An 18,909-nucleotide genomic window follows, 5' to 3' on the forward strand; every position below is an offset into this window, starting at 1 on the left:
CCGATGACGGCTCTATCCGCGCGGCACGAAAGCGATGCGGCTGCCGGGCTGTGGACAGCCGACCACGACGGCGTCGTGGTCGCGACGCTCGACAGGCCTCCGGCGAACGCCCTGAACCGTGGGCTTTTGCTCGCGATGACGGCGCTGTTCCGAGATCGTGGCCAGAGCGACCCGACGCCGATAGTGATCACCGGTGCCGGGGGGCGGTTCTTCTGCGCCGGCGGTGACATCAAGGAAGCTGACGGAGCCGCCGCCGACCCGGTCGAAGCCCGAATGCGGGGTTTCCATGACCTTCTTGTCGCGATGGAGCGATACCCGGCTCCGGTCATTGCTGCCGTCAATGGCGACTGTGTCGGCGGCGGCGTGGAGTACGCGCTGTTCGCGGATGTGGTGCTCGCGGCGCCTCACGCCCGCTTCGGATTCCCCGAGATCAGACACGGCCTTCTGCCCGCGGACAAGGGAATCCAGCGCCTCATCCGCCTGATCGGAACACGGCCCGCACGTGACTTGCTGCTGAACGGTGAGCTCGTTGGCGCCGAGCAGGCGGCAGCGTGGGGCCTCGTCGACGCGATTGTCGAGCCTGGTCGCCTGGTGGCGGAGGCGCTTGACCGGGCCCGAGAGGCCGGCCGCCGAGCGCCTGTGCTTTATGCGGCGCTCAAGCAGGCAGTGAACGATTACGACGACGCTGTCGATCGGCGCCAGGTCGAACTGACGCTCGCCAAGGCCACCTCCTGGTTCAACGACCCTGTGGCCCGAGGCCTCCGTCAAGGATGGAGACAGGCGCGGGCATCGTCGCAGCCTTCAGACGAGAGGGCGCCAGCCCGAAACTCCACCCCAAACTTAGGCCGGTAGGCCTGCACAAATCGGAGCGATGACCATGGCCACAAATCCCGTTCCCGCAGCCACTGCCCGCGTAAGGCGGGTGCCGGTCCTGAGCGGCGTCACCGACATCGGCGTCGCCAACTTCCAAGCCGTCGAGCGAACCTTCGCCCAGATGGTGCAGGAACGAGCCGAGGTCGAACCCGATGAGGTCGCGTTTTGCCAGTGGGACGGGACGCGTGCGATCCCGACCACGTGGGCGCAATACGCATCGGCCGTGCGAGAGGTTGCGCTCGGGCTGGCAGCCCTCGGTATAGCGCCCGGCGACAGGGTTGCCATCATGGCGCCGGGCCGGGGCGAGTGGGTGATTGCAGCTCTTGGCATTCTCTCGGCCGGAGCGATTCCGGTCGGTGTCTACCCCTTGAGCTCCGCTGCGGAAGTGAGCCAACTGGTCGGACACAGCGAAGCCGTTGCCATGGTTGTTGGCGACGACAATGACGTGGCAAAGGTTGCCTCCGTTGCCACGGAGCTTCCCGCCCTGCGAGCCGTGATCAGCTTCGATGGCTTCCCGTCAGGACTTCCAGGAACGATTGTCGGCAAGACATGGACCGCACTACGCGAGACCGGTCGAGCCCATGATGTGGCCAACCCAGCGGTGTTCGACGAGCGCCTCGTCGCGGGGCATATCGACCAGCCAGCAGCCTTGTTCTACACGTCCGGCTCCACCGCAGCTCCCAAAGGGGTCATCCATACCCACCGCACCCTGCAATACTCTGTCCTTGGCTCCGCCGTCCTCAACCCGGAGCTGACCACAACCCGCCGAGACTCGCTGAGCTTCCTGGGCCTCTCCCATGTTTCTCCGGCCATGTCCGGTGTCTACGTGCCGATCATGACCCGGGCGGTGGTGACTTTCTGTCGCCTGGACCAGCTTTCGGAGGTCCTCCGCGGCGTACGTCCGACCGGGATCGTCTGGCCGCCGCGGCTGCATGAGAAGCTGCTCAGCGTCGCGCTGGCCGGTATCAAGGGGGCGCCGGCATCGTTCCAGAAATCTTACGAGGACGCGATGGCGGTGGCCCGCGAGGTCGCCGCCGCGCGCCGCCGCGGCGAATGCGTGCCTGCCGAGTTGCAAACGCGCTACGACCAAATCCAGGAACAGGTATTCCTGCCCCTCCGCGCAAAGCTAGGTGTGGACCGCGTCAACATCGCTTGGACCGCGTCGGGAGCGATGACGCCCGAGGTGCATGCCTTGTGGCAGCTGTGGGGCGTGGACTTGCGCGAGATGTACGGCACGACCGAGACCTGCGGCTGGGTCCTCGCGCAGTGGGATCGCGCCTTTCCGCCCCCTGGGACCGTGGGCAAGGCCATGCCCGACCCGCGATTTGGGATCAAGGTCAGTAGCGAGGGCGAACTGCTGGTGAAGGGGCCTCTGCTGTTCCGCGGCTACTGGAACGACGCGGAGGCGACTGCGGACGTGATGGACGGGGAGTGGTACCGCACCGGCGACCTCGTTGAAATCGACGCATCCGGCGAGGTCAAGCTCATCGGACGAGCCAAGGACATCATCGTCACCAGCGGCGGCAAGACCATCAATCCGCAGCCTACTGAAGTGCGCCTCAAGGCCAGTTCTCTCATCGAGGAGGCCGTAGTCGTCGGCGACGGCCGCAAATACCTCACCGTCATCATCTGGCCGACTGAGAACGGCAGCAAGCTCGACAGGGACGGGCTGCACGAGGGCTTGCGAAAGCAGATTGAGGATCTCAACACCGAGCTTGCGCGTCCCCTTCAGCTCAAGGACTTCCGTATCGCGCCACGTGCGCTCTCGCCAGGAGCGGGAGAGCTTACTGCCAAGGGCACAATCCGTCGGGCTGCGGTGCTCACCTCGTTCAGCGCACTCGTGGACGAGATGTACGACTCAGCGGAGCACAACGAGTTCGCTGACCAAGCGCGGCTCCAAGGTTGAAGGAGCGAGAAGTGATGCGTTCCGAGCAACCGCGTGAGCTGCGGATCGAACAGCTGACCAGCTCTGAGATCGCCGAGGCGATCGCGGCCGGCGCCCGCACAGCGATCCTTCCGCTGGGCGCGATAGAGCAGCATGGACCTCACCTTCCGCTGTCAATGGACAGCGATCATGCCGACGCGCTGGCGCTCCGCATCGCCCGCAAGCTTGGTGCTGCACTGGTCCTACCGACGGTCAGGGTTGGGTACTCGCCCCACCACCTCGGCTTCTGCGGCTCGCTTTCGCTGCGTCCCTCTACGCTAGAAGCGATCTGTCTGGACTATTGCAGCAGCCTGGCTGCCCACGGGTTCGCCCGCGTGATCCTCTTCTCCGGGCACATCGGCAATTACCCGATCATGCGCGACTTCGAACCGCGGCTGGCCGCAGCGCTTGCTCCGGCGCTTCAGGTCATCGTCTATAGAGACAGTGCCGCGATCCTCGACGCGTGGCGGAAGTCCGCGGAGTCGGTCGCCGGTCTGGGAAGCCACGTTGGTGGCCACGCAGACGTGGCGGAGACCTCGGTGATGCTCGTCCTGCACCCCAAGAGGGTTCGGGCCGACCGGGCGGCGGCGGGGTACCGGGGCACGGTCGACGAGGAGTTCCTGCGTCGGGCATTCGTCGAGGGCATCGACGCGGTCTCACCCAACGGTGTCCTCGGCGACCCCACCGGGAGTTCGAAAGTGATCGGCCACGCCGCGTTGGACGCCGTGACCGATCTGGTCGTCGAGTACGCCACCGCACACGGAGCGCGAGCCGCATGCCATCCATGAGCGAGCAGATGGACAGCAGGATGTTGCGCGAAGCCTTCGGCGCGTTCCCGACGGGCGTCGTGGCCGTGGCTGCGCAGGTTGACGGAAGGCTGGTGGGTCTCGCGGCCTCCTCGTTTACCTCGGTCTCTCTCGAGCCCCCGCTAGCGTCATTATCAGTCGCGAAAGGTTCGACCACGTGGCCCAAGCTGCGCCGAGCCAAGCACCTCGGAATCACCGTGCTCGCCGAAGACCACGGCGCATTGTGCCGCCAGCTCGCGGGTCCGGCCCAGGAGCGGTTCAACGGCGTCGCCTTCGAGATCGCCGACAGCGGTGCGGTGATGCTTGCCGAGGGGATCGCCCAGTATGACTGCACTGTCCGCGAGGAGCTGGAGGCGGGCGATCACGTCATCGTGCTGCTCCAACTCCATGCCGTCGTCGTCCATAGCCGCAGGCAGCCCCTCATCTTCCACCGTAGCGAGTTCGGAAGGCTTGCGTAGCAGCTTACGGAGCCTGGGGACATATGGCCGCTTTGGCTCGCGCAGATGGATTGGGAAGTTATGTGCTCGAAGACGCTGGGCGGCGCTTCCTAACGATCACCTCGTTTTTCGATAGCACGGGAGGAGACATCGCATGAAGAAGCGCATGGGGAGAGAAATGGGAACGAAGAATAGGCTTTTGCGTCTGGCTATCGGAACGGTGCTGACCGTTGCGCTTTCGGTTTCATCGGCCAATGCCCAGAAAAAATACGATCCCGGCGCCAGCGATGCGGAGATCAAGGTCGGCCAGACCGTGCCGTTCTCGGGACCGGCATCGGCCTATTCGTCGATCGGCAAGACAGAGGCCGCCTATTTCAAGATGATCAACGATCAGGGCGGCATCAACGGCCGCAAGATCAGCTTGATCCAGTATGACGACGCCTATTCGCCGCCGAAGGCGGTGGAGCAGGTGCGCAAGCTCATCGAGAGCGACGAGGTGCTGTTGACTTTCCAGATCGTCGGTACGCCTTCAAACGCAGCAGTGCAGAAATATCTCAACTCCAAGAAAGTGCCGCAGCTGTTCGCGGCCGCAAGCGCCTTGAGGTTCTCCGATCCGAAGAACTATCCGTGGACCATGGGCTATGATCCAAACAACTTTGTCGAGGGGCGCATCTACGGCCAGTATATCCTGAATGAGCATCCGAACGCGAAGATCGGCGTGCTCTATCAGAATGACGATTTCGGCAGGGACTATCTGAGCGGCATCAAGGCGGGGCTCGGAGACAAGGCCGCCAAGATGGTGGTCGCGGAAGCTGCCTACGAAGTGACCGATCCGATCGTCGATTCGCAAGTCCTCAGGATCAGGGATGCTGGCGCCGACCTGTTCTTCATCGCCGCAACCCCGAAGCAGGCGGCGCAGGCGATCAAGAAGACCGCCGAGATCGGGTGGCATCCGGTGCAGATCGTCGATATGAAGGCTAGCTCGGTCGGCAGCGTCCTGAAACCGGCTGGGCTTGAAAACGCCAAGGATCTCATCAGCACCAACTACGGCAAGGAGCCGCTCGATCCTCAATGGAAGGACGACCCGGGCGTCAAGCGCTATCTCGCCTTCATGGAGAAGTATTATCCGGACGGGGACAAGAGTTCGAACTTCAACACCTATGGTTACGGCGCGGCCCAGCTTCTGGTCCACGTACTACGGCAGTGCGGCGACGACCTGACGCGCGACAACGTCATGAAGCAGGCGGCCTCGCTCAAGGATGTTGTAGGCGACCTCGCGCTGCCTGGGATCAAGATCAACACCTCGCCGACCGACTACCGCCTCCACAAACGGCTGCAGATGATGCGGTTCGACGGCGAACGCTGGGAGCCGTTCGGCCCAATCCTCGAGGCTGCCGGGCCTGCGGGTTAGTTGTTTAGCTCTGAAATCCAATCGGCGGCCGGTGGGTCGCCGATTTTTTCGGAGGCGTCTATGTTGGGATATTCACAAAGGTCCTGCGGACCGACCGCATAGCGCGCCGGATCAAGCGCGAAATCCTCGCCCCCCGACCGGAACGGGCTCAGCGGCGTATGATCTTCTTGAGGATTTCGGTTAGTACTCGAGATTCATCTCGGGTCAAGGGAGCGAATGTCTCGCTTGAAATCGCACCGACAGTTTCGATTGCGGCGTCCGCTACTCGTCTGCCCTTGTCGGTCAAATCGATCTCCCGCCGTCGCGGATCCAAAGGATCCTCGGAGCTCTTGATCAAGCCGCGCAATTTGAGACGACTAATAACGCCGGTAATGGTGGCTGAGTCGTAGTGTATCAGCCGTCCCAGATGATTTTGGGAGCAAGGTCCGACTTCCCTCAATTTTGCCAACGTCGAGAACTGGGGGCCCGTTAGTTCTTCAATCATCTTCGCGGCAAAGATGGCCGTGTGGGTACGCAGTGCGACGCGCAATAAGAAGCCCGGTGCGTCATCAAGCCGATATGGCTGTACAGCTTCCTTCGGCTTCTCCACCGAACGCCGCTTTTTATTCGGTTGCACGACTTTAGTCCCCTTTGCGCTACGCCGCCACGGCTCATATCGAGGAAGTTCGACTGCTCGCGGCTCCAAAAGCCTTCGGCGCCGACTCGGTTTTCTACATGCGTTGAACCCTGGAATCCACCTTTGTTGGACGGCGGCCCACTTTATCGCGCGTCCCCGTTGAGACGCTTTGGACCTGGCTGCCCTTGCCAGCTCGGCTGTCCTCTGTGCGTCGAAATCTAGAGCCCCCAGAATATTGAAACCGACCGAAGGCGGCCACTGGCTGCGAGGCGCTTTGCCGGGGTTACGCCTCTAGTTGCGGATCCACGTACATACGGTTTTCAGTCGTGTACAAGTGGAGCACTTGCATACGAGCAATAACTGTCATAATGTTCGCAGATCGCCTTACGGAAGCACCAAGGTTCTATCGGTTTCGCGGATGTCAGCAGTTGACAACATGAGTTCCGTTCGGCCCGACCTGATCGAGAAGGTCACTGGTCGCGCCGAATACATTACCGACCTGACGGTCCCGGATATGCTGCACGGCTTTGTGGTTCGCTCGCCGGCCGTTCATGCCCGAATCGTTTCGATCGACACGAGCGCCGCCCGTTCGATGGACGGCGTCGTGGACGTGCTTCTCGGAGAGGATGTCGCCTCGTTCGGCTGCTGGGGCGTGGTGCTGAAGGACCGGCCGATCATCGCCATCGACCGCGTGCGCTATGTAGGCGAGCCGGTTGCGATCGTGATCGCGGAAACGCTTGAGATCGCGGAGAATGCCGCCGAGCTGGTCGATGTCGGTTACGAGGAGCTTCCGCGAGCAACGACTATACAGGAAGCCATGGCGGACGGTGCGCCGCTGATCCACGAACACCATGAAAATCTTCAGGACTTCTATTTTAAGGGTGGCGCCAAGCCGACGCAAGGCAGCAATGTCTTCCACACGTACCGCAACAATGTCGGCGACGTCGACGCCGCCGAGGCGGCCGCCGCCTACGTTCATGAAGATCACTTCACATTTCCGGCCATCTCGCACTTTGCGATGGAGCCGCACGCGGTCATCGCAGACTTCAAGGGAGATTTCCTCACGGTCTGGGCCGGTGCGCAGACGCCGACCGCGGTTCAAAAGGTGCTGTCGCGCCTGTTCGGTCTGCAGTTGGCCAAGGTCCGCGTGATCGTTCCTTTCGTCGGCGGCGGCTTCGGCGGCAAGGCCTCCGTCAAGATCGAGCCGCTGGTTGCGGGGGCCTCGTGGAAGGTGCAACGCCCGGTCCGCGTGGCCCAATCCATTTCCGACTCGATGCTGACGTGCCGAAGGCTCGGCGCCGAAATCGCGATTCGCACGGCCGTGGACGCCAAGGGTCGGATCCTCGCGAAGAGCGCCAAACTGCTGCTCGATGGCGGCGCCTATTCCGACACGGGCTCGGCCGTAGCGACGAAATCTGCCAATCGCATCATCGGCCCTTACGCCGTGCCAAATCTGCGCCTCGAGGCCTCGGCCGTTTACACCAATACCGTCCCGGGCGCCGCCTTCCGTTCAATCGGCGGGCCACAGGCTGTTTGGGCCAAAGAATCCCATATGGACAACGTCGCTGCGGCCATCGGCATGGACCCGGCCGAGTTCCGGTTGAAGAACCTCGCAGCTCGCGGCGAGCGCACGCGGCCCGATCTGCGCGCGCTCGACATGGACATGAGCGAGCTGATAGGCCGCGTGACCCAGTCGTTCGCATCGGAGTCGCAAGGTTCAAATCGGCAGTCTCGCGGAATGGCGGTCGCTGCGACCGATCCGGCGAACACGCCGATCGCCAACGCGATCGTCCGTCTCAAGATTGATGGATCTATCCTGGTTTCGGTCTCCAGCATCGAAGTCGGGCAAGGCGCGCATGCAACCATGGCGCGGATCGCCGCGCAGACGCTGAAGCAGCCGTTTTCCGCAGTCAGCACGTTGCGCACCGATACGGCCGTCGCGCCTTACGACTGGGGCACGGGCGCGAGCCGATCGACCGTCGTGGTCGGCTTGTCCGTGGAGAACGCGGCGCTCGATGCCGCCGATCAGATCCTAGACATGGTTGTGGATGTTTGGGAGCTGCCCAAGGAGAGTCTGACGCTCGTTGAGGGTGGCGTCTCTACCGGGTCGGAGGTTCTGACCTTCCATCAGATTTTCCATCGCACGCTGGGAGTCGACTCCGGGGAGGTCGTCGGGCGTGGCGCGATCACGCCGCGCTCGAAGAAAGGTGCGTTGGCGGAGTCGCCGCTGTTCTGGGAAACGTCCGCCGGCCTCGCGGAAATCGTCGTCGATGAGGACACCGGCGAGATTCGCGTGCCCCGTTACGCGAGCGCCGCCGACGTCGGGCGCGTGATCAATCGCGTTGCTGCCGAAGGACAGGACGAGGGCGCCGCCGCCATGGGCTTTGGACACGCGCTCTACGAACAGCTGGAATTCGAGGACGGTCAGCCCGTCAACGCGACGCCGATCGATTACACGATCCCGCGCATTTCGGACGTGCCGCCGGTGTTCGACACCATCCTGGTCGAGAACGGCGACGGGCCGGGCCCGGGTGGCGCCAAAGGAATGGGTGAAGGAGCAATCCTGCCCGTCGCGCCGGCGATCGCCAACGCGCTGTTCGCGGCCTACGGCGTCCGGATTACCGATCTCCCCATGACGCCTGAAAAGGTGTGGCGCGCCCTGCAGAAGAGGAAGTGAGTTCATGGAATTCAATATGTCGATGGTGGTGCCGGCGACGCCAGAGGATCTCTGGAAGACGTTGACCGACGTGCCCAGCATCTCGTCCTGCATTCCCGGATGCGAGAACGTCGAAGAGATCGCGCGGCTGGAATCCTACAAAGCGACGGTCAAGCAGAAGATCGGTCCTTTCAAGGTCGAAGTGCCGGCCGAGATCCTCGTCGAGTCGGTGACGGAGCCGTCTCACGTCCGCACGCGGGCCACTGGCCGCGACAAAATCACCGGGACCAGGCTCGCGGTCGTCCTAGACGTCAGCGTGATCCCGGAAGTCTCTGGGTCCAAGCTGGCCGTCGACGCGAAGGTCGACATCCAGGGGCGCCTGGCGACCATGGGAATCGGCATCATCAAACGCCGCGTCGACCAGAATTTCGAGGAATTCGAGACGCGACTTAAAAAGTTGCTGGGCGCCGCCTGATCATGCTGCCGACACCCTTCGAATTTGAGAGGTCATCCACCATCGACGACGCCATCAGGGCCGTCGGGCAGGAGGGCGACGGCATGTTCTATTCCGGCGGCACGGAGCTGCTGCTGGCGATGAAGATGCGCGTCATCCATACAGATCGGCTTGTCGACATCAAGGGAATCCCTGGACTTGACCGCATCGTCCTGAACGATGCGAACGAGCTGGAAATCGGCTCGCGATGCACACACAAGAAGATCGCGGGCGATCCCGTCATTCGCGAACATGTGCCGGCACTGGCCGCGCTCTGTGCCAACGTGGCGAACGTTCGGGTCCGAAGCGTCGGAACAATCGGCGGCAATCTGTGCTTCGGTGAGCCGCATGCGGATCCGCCAACGATGCTCGCGGCGTTGGATGCGCGGCTGGTGCTCCAAGGTCCGAACGGCACCCGCTTGGTTTGCGCCGACGATTTCATCCGCAGCGAGCTCGAAACGGTGCGCGAACCGGACGAATTGCTGACGGTCATCGTGTTTCCGCGTCCAACTGGTCCTGTGATCTATCGCCGGTTCAAGCATGGCGAGCGGCCCTCCGTGAATGTCGGAATGGCCTGGTCGATGGAGGCCGGTGCTCATTCGATCAAATCCGCGCGGGTGCGCGTTGGTGCCCTCGGATCGAGGCCGCAGCCCCTGAAAGCTGTCGAAGGCGTGCTGAACGGACTGCCGGTCCGTGACGCGCACAAGGCGATCCAGTCCGTGCTTGCGGAAGCATTGGACGAGCTCGACGTCAACGAGGACCGGCACGGCAGTGCGGACTACAAGCGGCATCTGGCGGGCGTTCTGCTGCTGCGAAACGCCGAAGAGGCTGTCGCGAAGCGGGGGCACGCCAAATGACGAATGTGCAGCCCATTGCGTTTTCGTTGAACGGACAGCCGGTCAAGATGGAGATTCCTACCCATACGCTGTTGATTGATCTCATCCGGGATCGCATCGGCCTGAAGGGCACCAAACGGTCCTGCGACATGGAAGTGTGCGGTGCCTGTACCGTGCTCCTCGATGGCGATCCGATTTCGAGCTGCACGACGCTCGCTGTCGACGTCGATGGGAAGGAGATAACGACCATCGAGGGCGTCACGCCACGCAATGGCCTCTCGCGCATCCAGAAAGCGTTCGTGCTCCATGGCGGCCTTCAATGCGGATTCTGCACGCCCGGGTTCATCATGGCGGTCACCGCGCTGCTGAAGACGAACCCGCATCCGACCGAGGAGGAAATTCGCCACCACCTGCACGGCAACCTTTGTCGTTGTACCGGATACACCAAGATATTCGACGCCGTAAGGAGCCTTGCCGTGGAGCAGGTCTCCGAGGACGCCGCCTTACCCGCTGCACGACAGCGCAAATTCAGTTTGGAGACATCATGAGCGTTCACCAAGTCAGTAAATCAAGCGTCCTCATTGCCGGCGCGGGCATTGGTGGCTTGGCGATGGCGCTTTCGTTGCTTCGTCGCGGCATCGATTGCGACGTATTTGAGCAAGCGTCCGAGCTGCGCGAGGTGGGAGCTGGACTTTGGGTCTCCATGAACGGAGTGCGTGTTCTCAGGGATCTCGGCCTTACCGAGCAGGTAGAGCAGAACTGCATCGCCGCCGAGCGACGCTCGATCAGGCTCTGGAGCACCGGCGACCGGTGGCCCCTCTACAATCGCAACTCCGACGCGGCGCGCAGCCAGCCTTATTTGCTGCTACGCGCTCACTTGCTGAAGATCCTTGTGGACGGCGTGCGCGAGCTGAAGCCGGGCGCCATCCATTTGAACGCTCGCGTTGTCGGGTTCAGGCAGGACGACGAAAGGGTTCGGGCCAAGCTCGCAGACGGCTCCGAAGTCGAAGGGCGCGCGCTGATCGGTGCCGACGGCGCTCACTCAAAGGTTCGTCTTGGCCTCATCGGCAACATCGAGAGCCAGTACACGAAAGCTATCGCTTGGCGTGGTCTCGTTCCGGTCGACCGCCTTGCACCGCATCAGCGCGAACCCGAGGTGGCAACGTGGATCGGACCCAGTGCGCATGTCACGGCCTATCCGGTTCGCTGGCAGAACACGGTGATGATGACCTTTTCGGGTCAGGTCGACCATGACGATTGGCTTCTCGAGTCGTGGTCGGAGAGCGGTTCGATCGAGGAATGCCTGAAGGACTTCGAGGGCTGGCATCCCGACATCATCGAGCTGATCAAGAACGTCGATACCCTGAACAAATGGGGCCTGTTCGTGCGGCCGTCGCTGGCTACGTGGTCGAAGGGGCGCGTTACCCTGCTTGGCGACGCCTGCCATTCGATGTTGCCGTACCTCGGGCAGGGCGTGAACATGGCGCTGGAGGATGCATCAGTCCTCGCCCGTTGCCTTGATGAGAATGCCAACGATGTCGCGGCGGTATTCGAGACATACCAGGATCTCCGGCTCGATCGCACCAGCAAGGTCGTGAAGTCGGCGGCCGGCATGCTGCCGATCTTCCATAACCAAGCGCTATGCACGCCAGAGACGGCCAGCGACTACATCAAGACCCAGTGGACGCCGGAGGCAACGGCCGCGCGTTACGATTGGATCTACCAGTACGACGCGACCACCGCTCCGCTTGACATTCTCGCGACCGAGACTGCCGGAGCACAACAGTGACTAGCATCAAGCAACTTTGGGACGATGTAATACCTCTGGAAGAGCGCGAGACGTATGCGCTCGCAGGGCTGGGTGGCGCGGCTGGATTTGGCAAACGACCTGCACTTCTAGTCATCGATGTGCAGTACCGCTCGGTCGGCGACAGGCCGATGCCGATCCGCGAGGCAATCAAGCAATATCCCACCAGCTGCGGCGAAGCAGGTTGGTATGCCATCGCACATATCGCCGAATTGACTCGTTTATTTCGCGAGAAGAACTGGCCGGTGATTTTCCCGCATGTCGCGCGGAAGGTAACCCAGGATCAGGGCGCGTTCTCCGCGAAGATCCCGGGGATCATGCGTATCCCGCCGGAGGGGTACGATTTCGTCCGCGAGGTGGCTCCGAAGCCCGGTGAGTTGCTCCTGTCGAAAACACAGGCGAGCGCGTTCTTCGGCACTCCGCTTGCAACGTATCTGATCGGCGCCGCCGTCGATTCGCTGGTCGTGACCGGCTGCACGACCAGCGGCTGCGTGCGGGCCTCTGTCGTGGATGCGTGTGCGCTGAACTTCAAATCAATCGTGCCGAGCGACGCGGTCTACGACCGTTCGCCCACATCCCACGCCGTCAATCTGTTCGATATCGCCAGCAAATACGCCGACGTCATGTCGACGCAGGCCGCCATCAATCGGCTACGCGCGCTGTCGGATGACGACACAAAGGATCAGCCGACGTGAGCCGTGCCGTGCCATCCGGTTTGCTGTACGGCGCCAATGTGCGCGCTAACGGCATCCGTCAGCACTATCTGCGTTTCGGTGGAACGGGACCTGCTATCGTGATTGTGCCGGGCATATCGACGACAGCGGCGCAATGGGCTTTCATCGCGGAGCGCTTTTGCATCAGATACGACGTATACGTGATCGATGTCCGCGGTCGCGGCCTGTCCGAAAGCGGCCCGCATCTCAATTACTCGCTCGACGTGTGCGCATCCGATCTCGTCTCGTTCGCCGAAGCGCTCGGACTTGGTCCGTACACGCTGCTGGGCCACTCCATGGGTGGCCGCATCGGAATACGCGCTGCGCGCTGGCGGCCGTCGTCTGTAGAACAGCTGATATTGATCGATCCACCGGTCTCCGGTCCGGGACGCCGGGCTTACCCGATCCCGATCGAACCTCTGCTCAAATTGCTTCATAGCGCGAAGCTTGGCGAGATCGACGCAGTGCTACGAAGCGCTTCCGCGCCTCGGTGGCCTGAGCAGCACATCCGCACCAGGGCGGAGTGGATGCATACCTGCGACGAGCGCGCGCTCATCGAAAGTCACAAGGGCTTTCATCACGATGACATTCATCGTGACCTTGCCCAACTCAGCGTTCCCACATCACTCATCGTTGCGGGACGGGGCGACGTCATTCGACCCGAAGATCAAAGGGAAATTCTCCGATTGCTACCTTCGATCGTAGTTAAGACGCTGGAAAGCGCGGGTCATCAAATGCAGATCGACGACACGGAGGGCTTCCTTTCGATCGTTCAAGACCTTCTAACGCGACCCCGCGATCGGTCGGACGGCGGCGTACCCACTCTGGATAAACAGGAGATCGGCAAAGATGTCTCGACAACGCGTTGACGTTGAAATGCTTGAGTTGTTCAAGGCGGAGCTTGCGCTGTGTAAGGTGAAGGAGGGTGAGGTCGTCGCAGTCTTGAGCGGTGGCGAGGATCAACCGGAATACGCCCAGACGTTCATGTTGGCCGCGCAGAGCCTCGGAGCAGCAACCTTTCATCTCAACGTCCCCAAATACGGTCAAAGCAAGGTTGCCGGCCTGCAGGGCCGACATGCCCTCACCGGCAACCAGCCGGCGATCGACACGCTCAAACGTGTGGATATGGTGATCGATCTTCTGGGTCTGCTGTTCTCCCGCGAGCAAGCCGAAATACAGGAAGCTGGCGCGCGCATTTTGCGGGTGATGGAGCCGTTCCACATTCTCAAGAAGATGTTTCCGACAGAAGATCTGCGTCGTCGAACCGAGCTCTCGCGAAGTCTGCTGCAGTCCGCCAGCAAAATGCGAATCACGTCGCTTGGCGGAACAGACGTAATCTATGGCTTGAAGCAGTATCCGGTTATTTCCGAATTCGGCTATACGGACGAGCCGGGGCGTTGGGATCACTTCCCATCTGGGTTTGCTTTCACACAGGCCACGGATGGCGATGTCAACGGTACGGTCGTTCTGATGCCCGGTGACATCCTCTGCGCCTTCAAACGCTATATCCAATCGCCGGTCACGCTCACTGTGAGGGATGGTTACATCGTCGACCTCAAGGGCGAGGGCACCGATGCGCTGCTCATAAGAAACTACATCGACAGCTTCGGCGATCCGCGCGGCTGGGCGATCTCGCATATCGGCTGGGGATCAAACGAGCGGGCCACCTGGCACCACATCGCGGCTTCCCAGGACCTCTCGTCGGAGCACATCATGAATGCGCTCTCCTTCTATGGAAACGTCCTGTTCTCGACGGGACCGAACACGGAGCTCGGTGGTACGAATGACACGCCCTGTCATTTGGACATTCCGCTTCGCGGCTGCAGCCTGTGGCTCGACGATATCCATATCCTCGACAAAGGCGAGTTCGCTTATCCGGAGCTGAGAGCGCCGGGCCGCTAAGCGCTGCCTATCAAGCACGAGAGTCGCGAATACGACTCCGAATGGTACCGGAGTCGCGTTCGCGAGTCCCAATGCTGCCGAAGTCGGGTTTCGACTTTCAAAGACGCGGCAAGCGTCTCGGCACATCCATCGACTTCAATCCTCCAACAGGAAACGCGTCACATGTCGGCAGCCACCTCGAGTTCGGAAGACTACACGCCGGGGCAACGGTATTCGATCATGGTCTCAGCGATGCTGGGCTACATACTCGATTTTTACGACGTTCTGATATTTCCGTTCCTCTTGCCTGCGATCCAGCGATCGATGTCGCTATCGCTGACTGAGGTCGGTTCGCTGCAAGCTCTCACATTGTTCGGGTCGGCCATTGGTGGAGCGCTATTCGGCGTCATCGGTGATCGGCTCGGCCGAAAGACCTCGCTTCAACTCACAATCGCATTGTTCTCCGTTGCCGCGATTATTTCGGCGTTCGCATGGAATTACTGGTCGCTTGCCGTGCTGCGGTTGATCACCGGCATCGGTCTTGGCGGCGAGTACGGCGTCGGCATGGTGCTCTTCAACGAGGCTTGGAAGAAAGGCAGCCGGGGTTTGGGGGCGGCCGCGCTTCAAGGCTGTGCCGTGATCGCGTCGTCCACGGCGTCAATCGTTGGCATCTGGCTGATTGCGACGTTCAGCGACGAATGGAGCTGGCGCATCGGTTTGCTGAGTGGCGGCGTGCCAATTCTGCTGATTATCTTCATTCGTTTCTTCATGCCTGAATCCAAGATCTGGCTGGATTATGAGGCGCAACGCAAGGCCGGTCAGGCCACCGCAGAAGCCCGCACACTTCCCCTTGCGGATCTCTTCCGCGATGGCCTGGCACGGCAGACCGTCATCGCCTTCGTATGGCTGATGAGCTACATGCTCTGCTACTACAGCGTCGTCTCCTTTATTCCGACGCTGCTGTTGCGGGATATGCATACGCCGGGCGATATCGTTCGCACGACAGCCGTTCTGCTCTCCGTGGTCAGCGGCATTTGCTACCTCGCGAATGGTTTCCTCAACGATAGGGCCGGCCGCCGCTTCGGAGCTCTTGTGCCCGCGCTGTTTTGGATCGGGTCTTTGGTCGGCATGGCATTGTGGGGCAGCGAACTCTACGCCGGATCGAAGCTGGAGTGGCCGATGTTCTGGCTCTACGTCGCCTTCGGCGTGGGCAACGTGGCGCTGGGCGTGACCGGTGTCTGGATATCTGAGCTCTATCCAGTCAATCTGCGTGCGACGGCGGTGTCGACGTTCTATATGGGCGGTCGCGGGCTCGGCAGCACGGCGCCTGTGATTGTGCCTCTTGCGGCCGCTCACTTCGGTGGAAGCTTGCTCAACGGCATGGTTGCGGTGGCCCTTCCTGCTGCGACTGTCTTCATTATTGCCTCTCTTCTGCTTCCAGAGACCCTCGGTCGTGATTTGTCCGCCAAGGGCGCTAACGTCGACAAGGAAACGGAGGCCACCATGAAGACTGCTTCGGTGTCGAGCGTTTGACGCTGGTGGAAGGACGCTTGATCGGTGAGATAAGGTTGGCGACCTGCTCATCTCGTCGATGCATGCTTAAGAAAAGGGAATTGGCGCTCCGTCAATCGACCCCTGTCGTAGATGTCTGGTCCAGTCGGCCCAGGCCGTCGCGAACGCGTCGTTCGGAGTCTGCCATGAAGGACATGGCGCACAAAGCTCGAGCCGCTCGACGTCGGACGAAAACCGTCAGTTAGATCGGAACCTGAATTGAGTGTCGGTATCGGTGGTTGCGCCTCCCCGTAACCCCGCCACAGCGTGCCTCCGTAATCCGCGTTACGTTGCCTTGCGAAATGGCGCTATGGCTCTTCCGGCGGCATCGACTACCGACGGGAATTGAAGCGTTGGGCCAGAACTTCGATTAGCCCCAGGAATTGGACGGCGATCAGGCTGAACGGCGCGACGACAAATTGCCTTTCGCTGCGCTAGTCGCTTGATGGCCCTGTTGTCGATGATGGACCATCGGCTCAACAGGCTGTTCCCGGCGGCGAAACCCCCATTTCGGGTAGCTCAAATGGTGGGATTTGGTCTAGAAAGGTCGAAAATGCATTATATTTCAATGGGGTGTGACTGACGCTCTCTCCGCTATTTGTACGATTTTACACGCCAGGCTACGATTTCGCGCGATCCGCAGCGACCCGTGAACATGGCAAGCCGGCGCCCGCTGCCACGGAGAGAAACGACCGTGCATACCATGACCACTAGGCCGATCTGAAGCGATCGCCTGAAAGCCGCCCCGATGTCGACGATGCCCATACCGGAGAACACCCTGCCGAACGCTGCAAGGGACATGTTGCCCGGGGGAAAGGTCTTGCGCCATCGTGTCCCTGAAACGACAAGAGCTGCCCGGTCGCTAGAAGCTGGCCGCGTTGTGGTCGAGCGCGCGCGAAGTCTCGATGTTCATGCCGTCGATCCGTGTCTGAAGGGCGGCGTCGTAGTGTGACTTGGCCGGTCTCTCGATGCGCCTGGAGGCCGGACTGGGCGACTTGATCTGAACGGGCTGATTGGAGTCGATAGGAAGTATCGTCTTGTGAGAAATCCGCTTCAACGCCAGGTTTGACCGAATGCTGGTCACGCCGGGTATGCGCGAGAGCTTGTTCACGATGAGGTCTTCAAGCGCCTCGATGTCGGACACCATCACACGCAGAAGATAATCGCTATCGCCCGTCATCAGGTAACACTCCATCACCTGGTTCAGGCGATCGATCGAGCGCGTGAAGTTCTCGAGTGAGAGCTGGACCTGCTTCTCGAGCTTGATTTGTATGAACGCAGTAACGCCGATCCCGACGACCGCCGGATCCAACACGGCAATTCGCCGGTCGATCACTCCGAGTTTTTCAAGCGTGCGAACGCGGGCGAGGCAGGGTGACGGTGAGAGATTGACGCGCGAAGCAAGCTCGACGTTGGTCAAGCCGGCGTTCTGCTGCAGTTCATTCAGAATCTTGATGTCGATCCTGTCCAGAGCGGTCGTCGTCATTCGATTTCTCCCTGGCAAACTGTGGCGTCATCGAGTCCCGTGCGTTATCTCACGCGGTGACATCTCCATGACAGCGATGCTAACCGCAGTTGCGACCGTAGGAATTTCGACAAAACGACGACTTGTATCGAAAAACGGTCAATCTCCCCCGGGGCTGGCCATGGGCATGAGGCAAGCGTCTGCATGGACCTCATCAGGGATTGCGCAACGCCGAACGTCGCAATCGCGCGTTGAGAACGTCGGTCCTTTGCAAATGCCAGGCGTGAGTCAAGTAGGGATAGATCGTCTCCGCGCGCCGCGCACGCCGGTGGATCATGACGCCAAAGCCTGCATGTCTCGGCACAAGATGCTGCTCAACGGCGAGGACGACCAACTGTTCGAGCAATAATGCCGCGCAAACGGCTCGATTATCGCGGGACGATCGAGGCCCACGGAAATCGCAGATTAACGGCCTGTCCGGAATCGGGAGTGAGAAAGTGAAGCTCAAGCACGTCTATCTTACTGCCGTCGAGCCAGAAGAACTGGCGGGGTTCTACGAGGCCCTCGGATTGACGATCCGCTTCGCCGACCGCGGCAAATGGATTCAATTCGCTGGAGAGAAGGCCGCTCTTTGTGTCGCGAGTCCGGCCGAATCCGTATCTGAACCGTCCCGGAATGCTGTCCTCGTATTTGAAGTGGATAATCTGGAACTGGCGCTCGGTCGCGCGCGGGCACAGGGGGCTGAGATGCTTGATGAAGTCCACGACATGGGCGCGCATGGCCGGGTGGCCCATTTCAAGGACCCCCAGCGCAATAAGATCCAGCTCTTTCAGGCTGCGGCCAGGTAGGCCGCGAATCAACTCCCTGGGTAATTTCGGTTCCATGTAATAGGGCAGTCCATCACCATGAACGTCCGAATCTCATCCACGCCCAGTCAGGAAATCCCGGTGTTCAGCAGCGCGGAATTCCGCAGCGCCATGCGCAACGTCCCGGGCGCTGTGTCTATCGTAACGAGCGGTGCGCGGCCGGGCAGGCACGGTTTGACGCTCACGGCCGGTTGCTCGGTGTCGACCGAGCCATCGAGCGTGCTCGTCTGTGTCAACAAGTCGGCTGGCGCCCACGACACGATCAAGCAGAGCGGATCATTCTGCTGGAATATCCTCACGGCCGATCACGCTGCGCTGGCGCAGAAATTCGCCGGCCAGGACGGCAGCAAGGGCGACATCCGTTTCAGCGAAGGTCTGTGGCGCGAGCTCGCGACGGGCGCGCCGAGTCTCGTCGAGGCGATCTGCAGCTTCGATTGCCGGGTGTCCGATTCATACGACGCGGGTACGCACTCAATCTTCGTCGGCGCGGTGGTGGCGCAGGCGACGAATGCCGATCGCGAACCGCTTGTCTATGTGAAGGGCGAATTCACCGTGCCCAAGCGATAGCGGCCAT

18 protein-coding genes are annotated in these 18,909 nt (G+C 61.3%); 16 read left to right on the plus strand and 2 right to left on the minus strand.

All coding sequences use genetic code 11. From position 1 onward, the window contains the following. Positions 1-3: 3 nt before the first annotated feature. The 5 genes from AC0L3X_RS18430 (at position 4) to AC0L3X_RS18450 (ending at position 5,451) form a co-directional block, all read left to right on the plus strand. Positions 4-852: an enoyl-CoA hydratase/isomerase family protein gene (locus AC0L3X_RS18430; RefSeq protein WP_473316595.1), complete on the plus strand. Its 849-nt coding sequence runs from the start codon at positions 4-6 to the stop codon at positions 850-852. Between the two features lie 25 nt (positions 853-877). Further along, positions 878-2,779: an AMP-dependent synthetase/ligase gene (locus AC0L3X_RS18435; protein WP_473316596.1), complete on the plus strand. Its 1,902-nt coding sequence runs from the start codon at positions 878-880 to the stop codon at positions 2,777-2,779. Positions 2,780-2,793: 14 nt separating this feature from the next. Beyond that, a complete protein-coding gene (locus AC0L3X_RS18440) occupies positions 2,794-3,585 on the plus strand; it encodes a creatininase family protein (protein WP_473316597.1) in 792 nt (263 codons plus the stop codon). After that, entirely contained in the window at positions 3,573-4,061 is a 489-nt protein-coding gene (locus AC0L3X_RS18445) for a flavin reductase family protein (RefSeq protein WP_473316598.1), read from the plus strand. Before AC0L3X_RS18440 ends, AC0L3X_RS18445 begins: the two co-directional genes overlap by 13 nt. Before the next feature lie 157 nt (positions 4,062-4,218). Then, positions 4,219-5,451 carry an ABC transporter substrate-binding protein gene (locus AC0L3X_RS18450; RefSeq protein ID WP_473316685.1) on the plus strand — a complete coding sequence of 411 codons (1,233 nt, stop codon included), beginning with the start codon at positions 4,219-4,221 and terminating at the stop codon, positions 5,449-5,451. Positions 5,452-5,599: 148 nt separating this feature from the next. Here AC0L3X_RS18450 and AC0L3X_RS18455 read toward each other — a convergent pair whose 3' ends face one another. Beyond that, a complete protein-coding gene (locus tag AC0L3X_RS18455) occupies positions 5,600-6,067 on the minus strand; it encodes a MarR family winged helix-turn-helix transcriptional regulator (RefSeq protein ID WP_473316599.1) in 468 nt (155 codons plus the stop codon). A 334-nt stretch (positions 6,068-6,401) separates the two neighbouring features. Here AC0L3X_RS18455 and AC0L3X_RS18460 point away from each other — a divergent pair, with 334 nt between their 5' ends. From AC0L3X_RS18460 to AC0L3X_RS18500, 9 genes are all read left to right on the plus strand, one after another. After that, positions 6,402-8,744 (plus strand): xanthine dehydrogenase family protein molybdopterin-binding subunit, encoded by a 2,343-nt coding sequence (locus tag AC0L3X_RS18460; RefSeq protein ID WP_473316600.1) that lies wholly within the window; start codon positions 6,402-6,404, stop codon positions 8,742-8,744. Positions 8,745-8,748: 4 nt separating this feature from the next. Continuing rightward, positions 8,749-9,198, plus strand: coding sequence for a CoxG family protein (locus AC0L3X_RS18465; protein ID WP_473316601.1), 450 nt, complete (start codon positions 8,749-8,751; stop codon positions 9,196-9,198). A gap of 2 nt (positions 9,199-9,200) precedes the next feature. Then, positions 9,201-10,073, plus strand: coding sequence for an FAD binding domain-containing protein (locus AC0L3X_RS18470; protein ID WP_473316602.1), 873 nt, complete (start codon positions 9,201-9,203; stop codon positions 10,071-10,073). Then, a complete protein-coding gene (locus tag AC0L3X_RS18475) occupies positions 10,070-10,600 on the plus strand; it encodes a (2Fe-2S)-binding protein (protein ID WP_473316603.1) in 531 nt (176 codons plus the stop codon). The genes AC0L3X_RS18470 and AC0L3X_RS18475 overlap by 4 nt, the downstream gene beginning before the upstream one ends. After that, positions 10,597-11,841 (plus strand): FAD-dependent monooxygenase, encoded by a 1,245-nt coding sequence (locus tag AC0L3X_RS18480; RefSeq protein ID WP_473316686.1) that lies wholly within the window; start codon positions 10,597-10,599, stop codon positions 11,839-11,841. Before AC0L3X_RS18475 ends, AC0L3X_RS18480 begins: the two co-directional genes overlap by 4 nt. After that, positions 11,838-12,554 (plus strand): isochorismatase family protein, encoded by a 717-nt coding sequence (locus AC0L3X_RS18485; protein ID WP_473316604.1) that lies wholly within the window; start codon positions 11,838-11,840, stop codon positions 12,552-12,554. Before AC0L3X_RS18480 ends, AC0L3X_RS18485 begins: the two co-directional genes overlap by 4 nt. Further along, positions 12,551-13,441, plus strand: coding sequence for an alpha/beta fold hydrolase (locus AC0L3X_RS18490; RefSeq protein WP_473316605.1), 891 nt, complete (start codon positions 12,551-12,553; stop codon positions 13,439-13,441). Before AC0L3X_RS18485 ends, AC0L3X_RS18490 begins: the two co-directional genes overlap by 4 nt. Beyond that, positions 13,422-14,474 carry a 2,5-dihydroxypyridine 5,6-dioxygenase NicX family protein gene (locus AC0L3X_RS18495; protein ID WP_473316606.1) on the plus strand — a complete coding sequence of 351 codons (1,053 nt, stop codon included), beginning with the start codon at positions 13,422-13,424 and terminating at the stop codon, positions 14,472-14,474. The genes AC0L3X_RS18490 and AC0L3X_RS18495 overlap by 20 nt, the downstream gene beginning before the upstream one ends. A gap of 162 nt (positions 14,475-14,636) precedes the next feature. Further along, positions 14,637-15,986, plus strand: coding sequence for an MFS transporter (locus AC0L3X_RS18500; protein WP_473316607.1), 1,350 nt, complete (start codon positions 14,637-14,639; stop codon positions 15,984-15,986). Positions 15,987-16,866: 880 nt separating this feature from the next. Here the strand turns inward: AC0L3X_RS18500 and AC0L3X_RS18505 are convergent. Then, positions 16,867-17,490, minus strand: coding sequence for an Lrp/AsnC family transcriptional regulator (locus tag AC0L3X_RS18505; RefSeq protein WP_473316608.1), 624 nt, complete (start codon positions 17,488-17,490; stop codon positions 16,867-16,869). Between the two features lie 476 nt (positions 17,491-17,966). Between AC0L3X_RS18505 and AC0L3X_RS18510 the strand changes: the two genes are divergently transcribed. Both AC0L3X_RS18510 and AC0L3X_RS18515 read left to right on the plus strand, forming a co-directional pair. Beyond that, entirely contained in the window at positions 17,967-18,317 is a 351-nt protein-coding gene (locus tag AC0L3X_RS18510) for a VOC family protein (protein ID WP_473316609.1), read from the plus strand. Between the two features lie 99 nt (positions 18,318-18,416). Next, positions 18,417-18,902, plus strand: a complete 486-nt coding sequence (locus tag AC0L3X_RS18515; protein WP_473316610.1) for a flavin reductase family protein — start codon at positions 18,417-18,419, stop codon at positions 18,900-18,902. Positions 18,903-18,909: the final 7 nt, after the last annotated feature.

Source organism: Bradyrhizobium sp. MI1.7 (assembly GCF_055811795.1).

Bases quoted from the DNA above. Each gene is read 5' to 3' on its own strand.
- AC0L3X_RS18475 (WP_473316603.1), top strand. From the start codon at position 10,070: ATGACGAATGTGCAGCCCATTGCGTTTTCGTTGAACGGACAGCCGGTC.
- AC0L3X_RS18480 (WP_473316686.1), top strand. From the start codon at position 10,597: ATGAGCGTTCACCAAGTCAGTAAATCAAGCGTCCTCATTGCCGGCGCG.
- AC0L3X_RS18435 (WP_473316596.1), top strand. From the start codon at position 878: ATGGCCACAAATCCCGTTCCCGCAGCCACTGCCCGCGTAAGGCGGGTG.
- AC0L3X_RS18500 (WP_473316607.1), top strand. From the start codon at position 14,637: ATGTCGGCAGCCACCTCGAGTTCGGAAGACTACACGCCGGGGCAACGG.
- AC0L3X_RS18465 (WP_473316601.1), top strand. From the start codon at position 8,749: ATGGAATTCAATATGTCGATGGTGGTGCCGGCGACGCCAGAGGATCTC.
- AC0L3X_RS18440 (WP_473316597.1), top strand. From the start codon at position 2,794: ATGCGTTCCGAGCAACCGCGTGAGCTGCGGATCGAACAGCTGACCAGC.
- AC0L3X_RS18445 (WP_473316598.1), top strand. From the start codon at position 3,573: ATGCCATCCATGAGCGAGCAGATGGACAGCAGGATGTTGCGCGAAGCC.
- AC0L3X_RS18470 (WP_473316602.1), top strand. From the start codon at position 9,201: ATGCTGCCGACACCCTTCGAATTTGAGAGGTCATCCACCATCGACGAC.
- AC0L3X_RS18450 (WP_473316685.1), top strand. From the start codon at position 4,219: ATGGGAACGAAGAATAGGCTTTTGCGTCTGGCTATCGGAACGGTGCTG.
- AC0L3X_RS18430 (WP_473316595.1), top strand. From the start codon at position 4: ATGACGGCTCTATCCGCGCGGCACGAAAGCGATGCGGCTGCCGGGCTG.
- AC0L3X_RS18505 (WP_473316608.1), bottom strand. From the start codon at position 17,490: ATGACGACGACCGCTCTGGACAGGATCGACATCAAGATTCTGAATGAA.
- AC0L3X_RS18495 (WP_473316606.1), top strand. From the start codon at position 13,422: ATGTCTCGACAACGCGTTGACGTTGAAATGCTTGAGTTGTTCAAGGCG.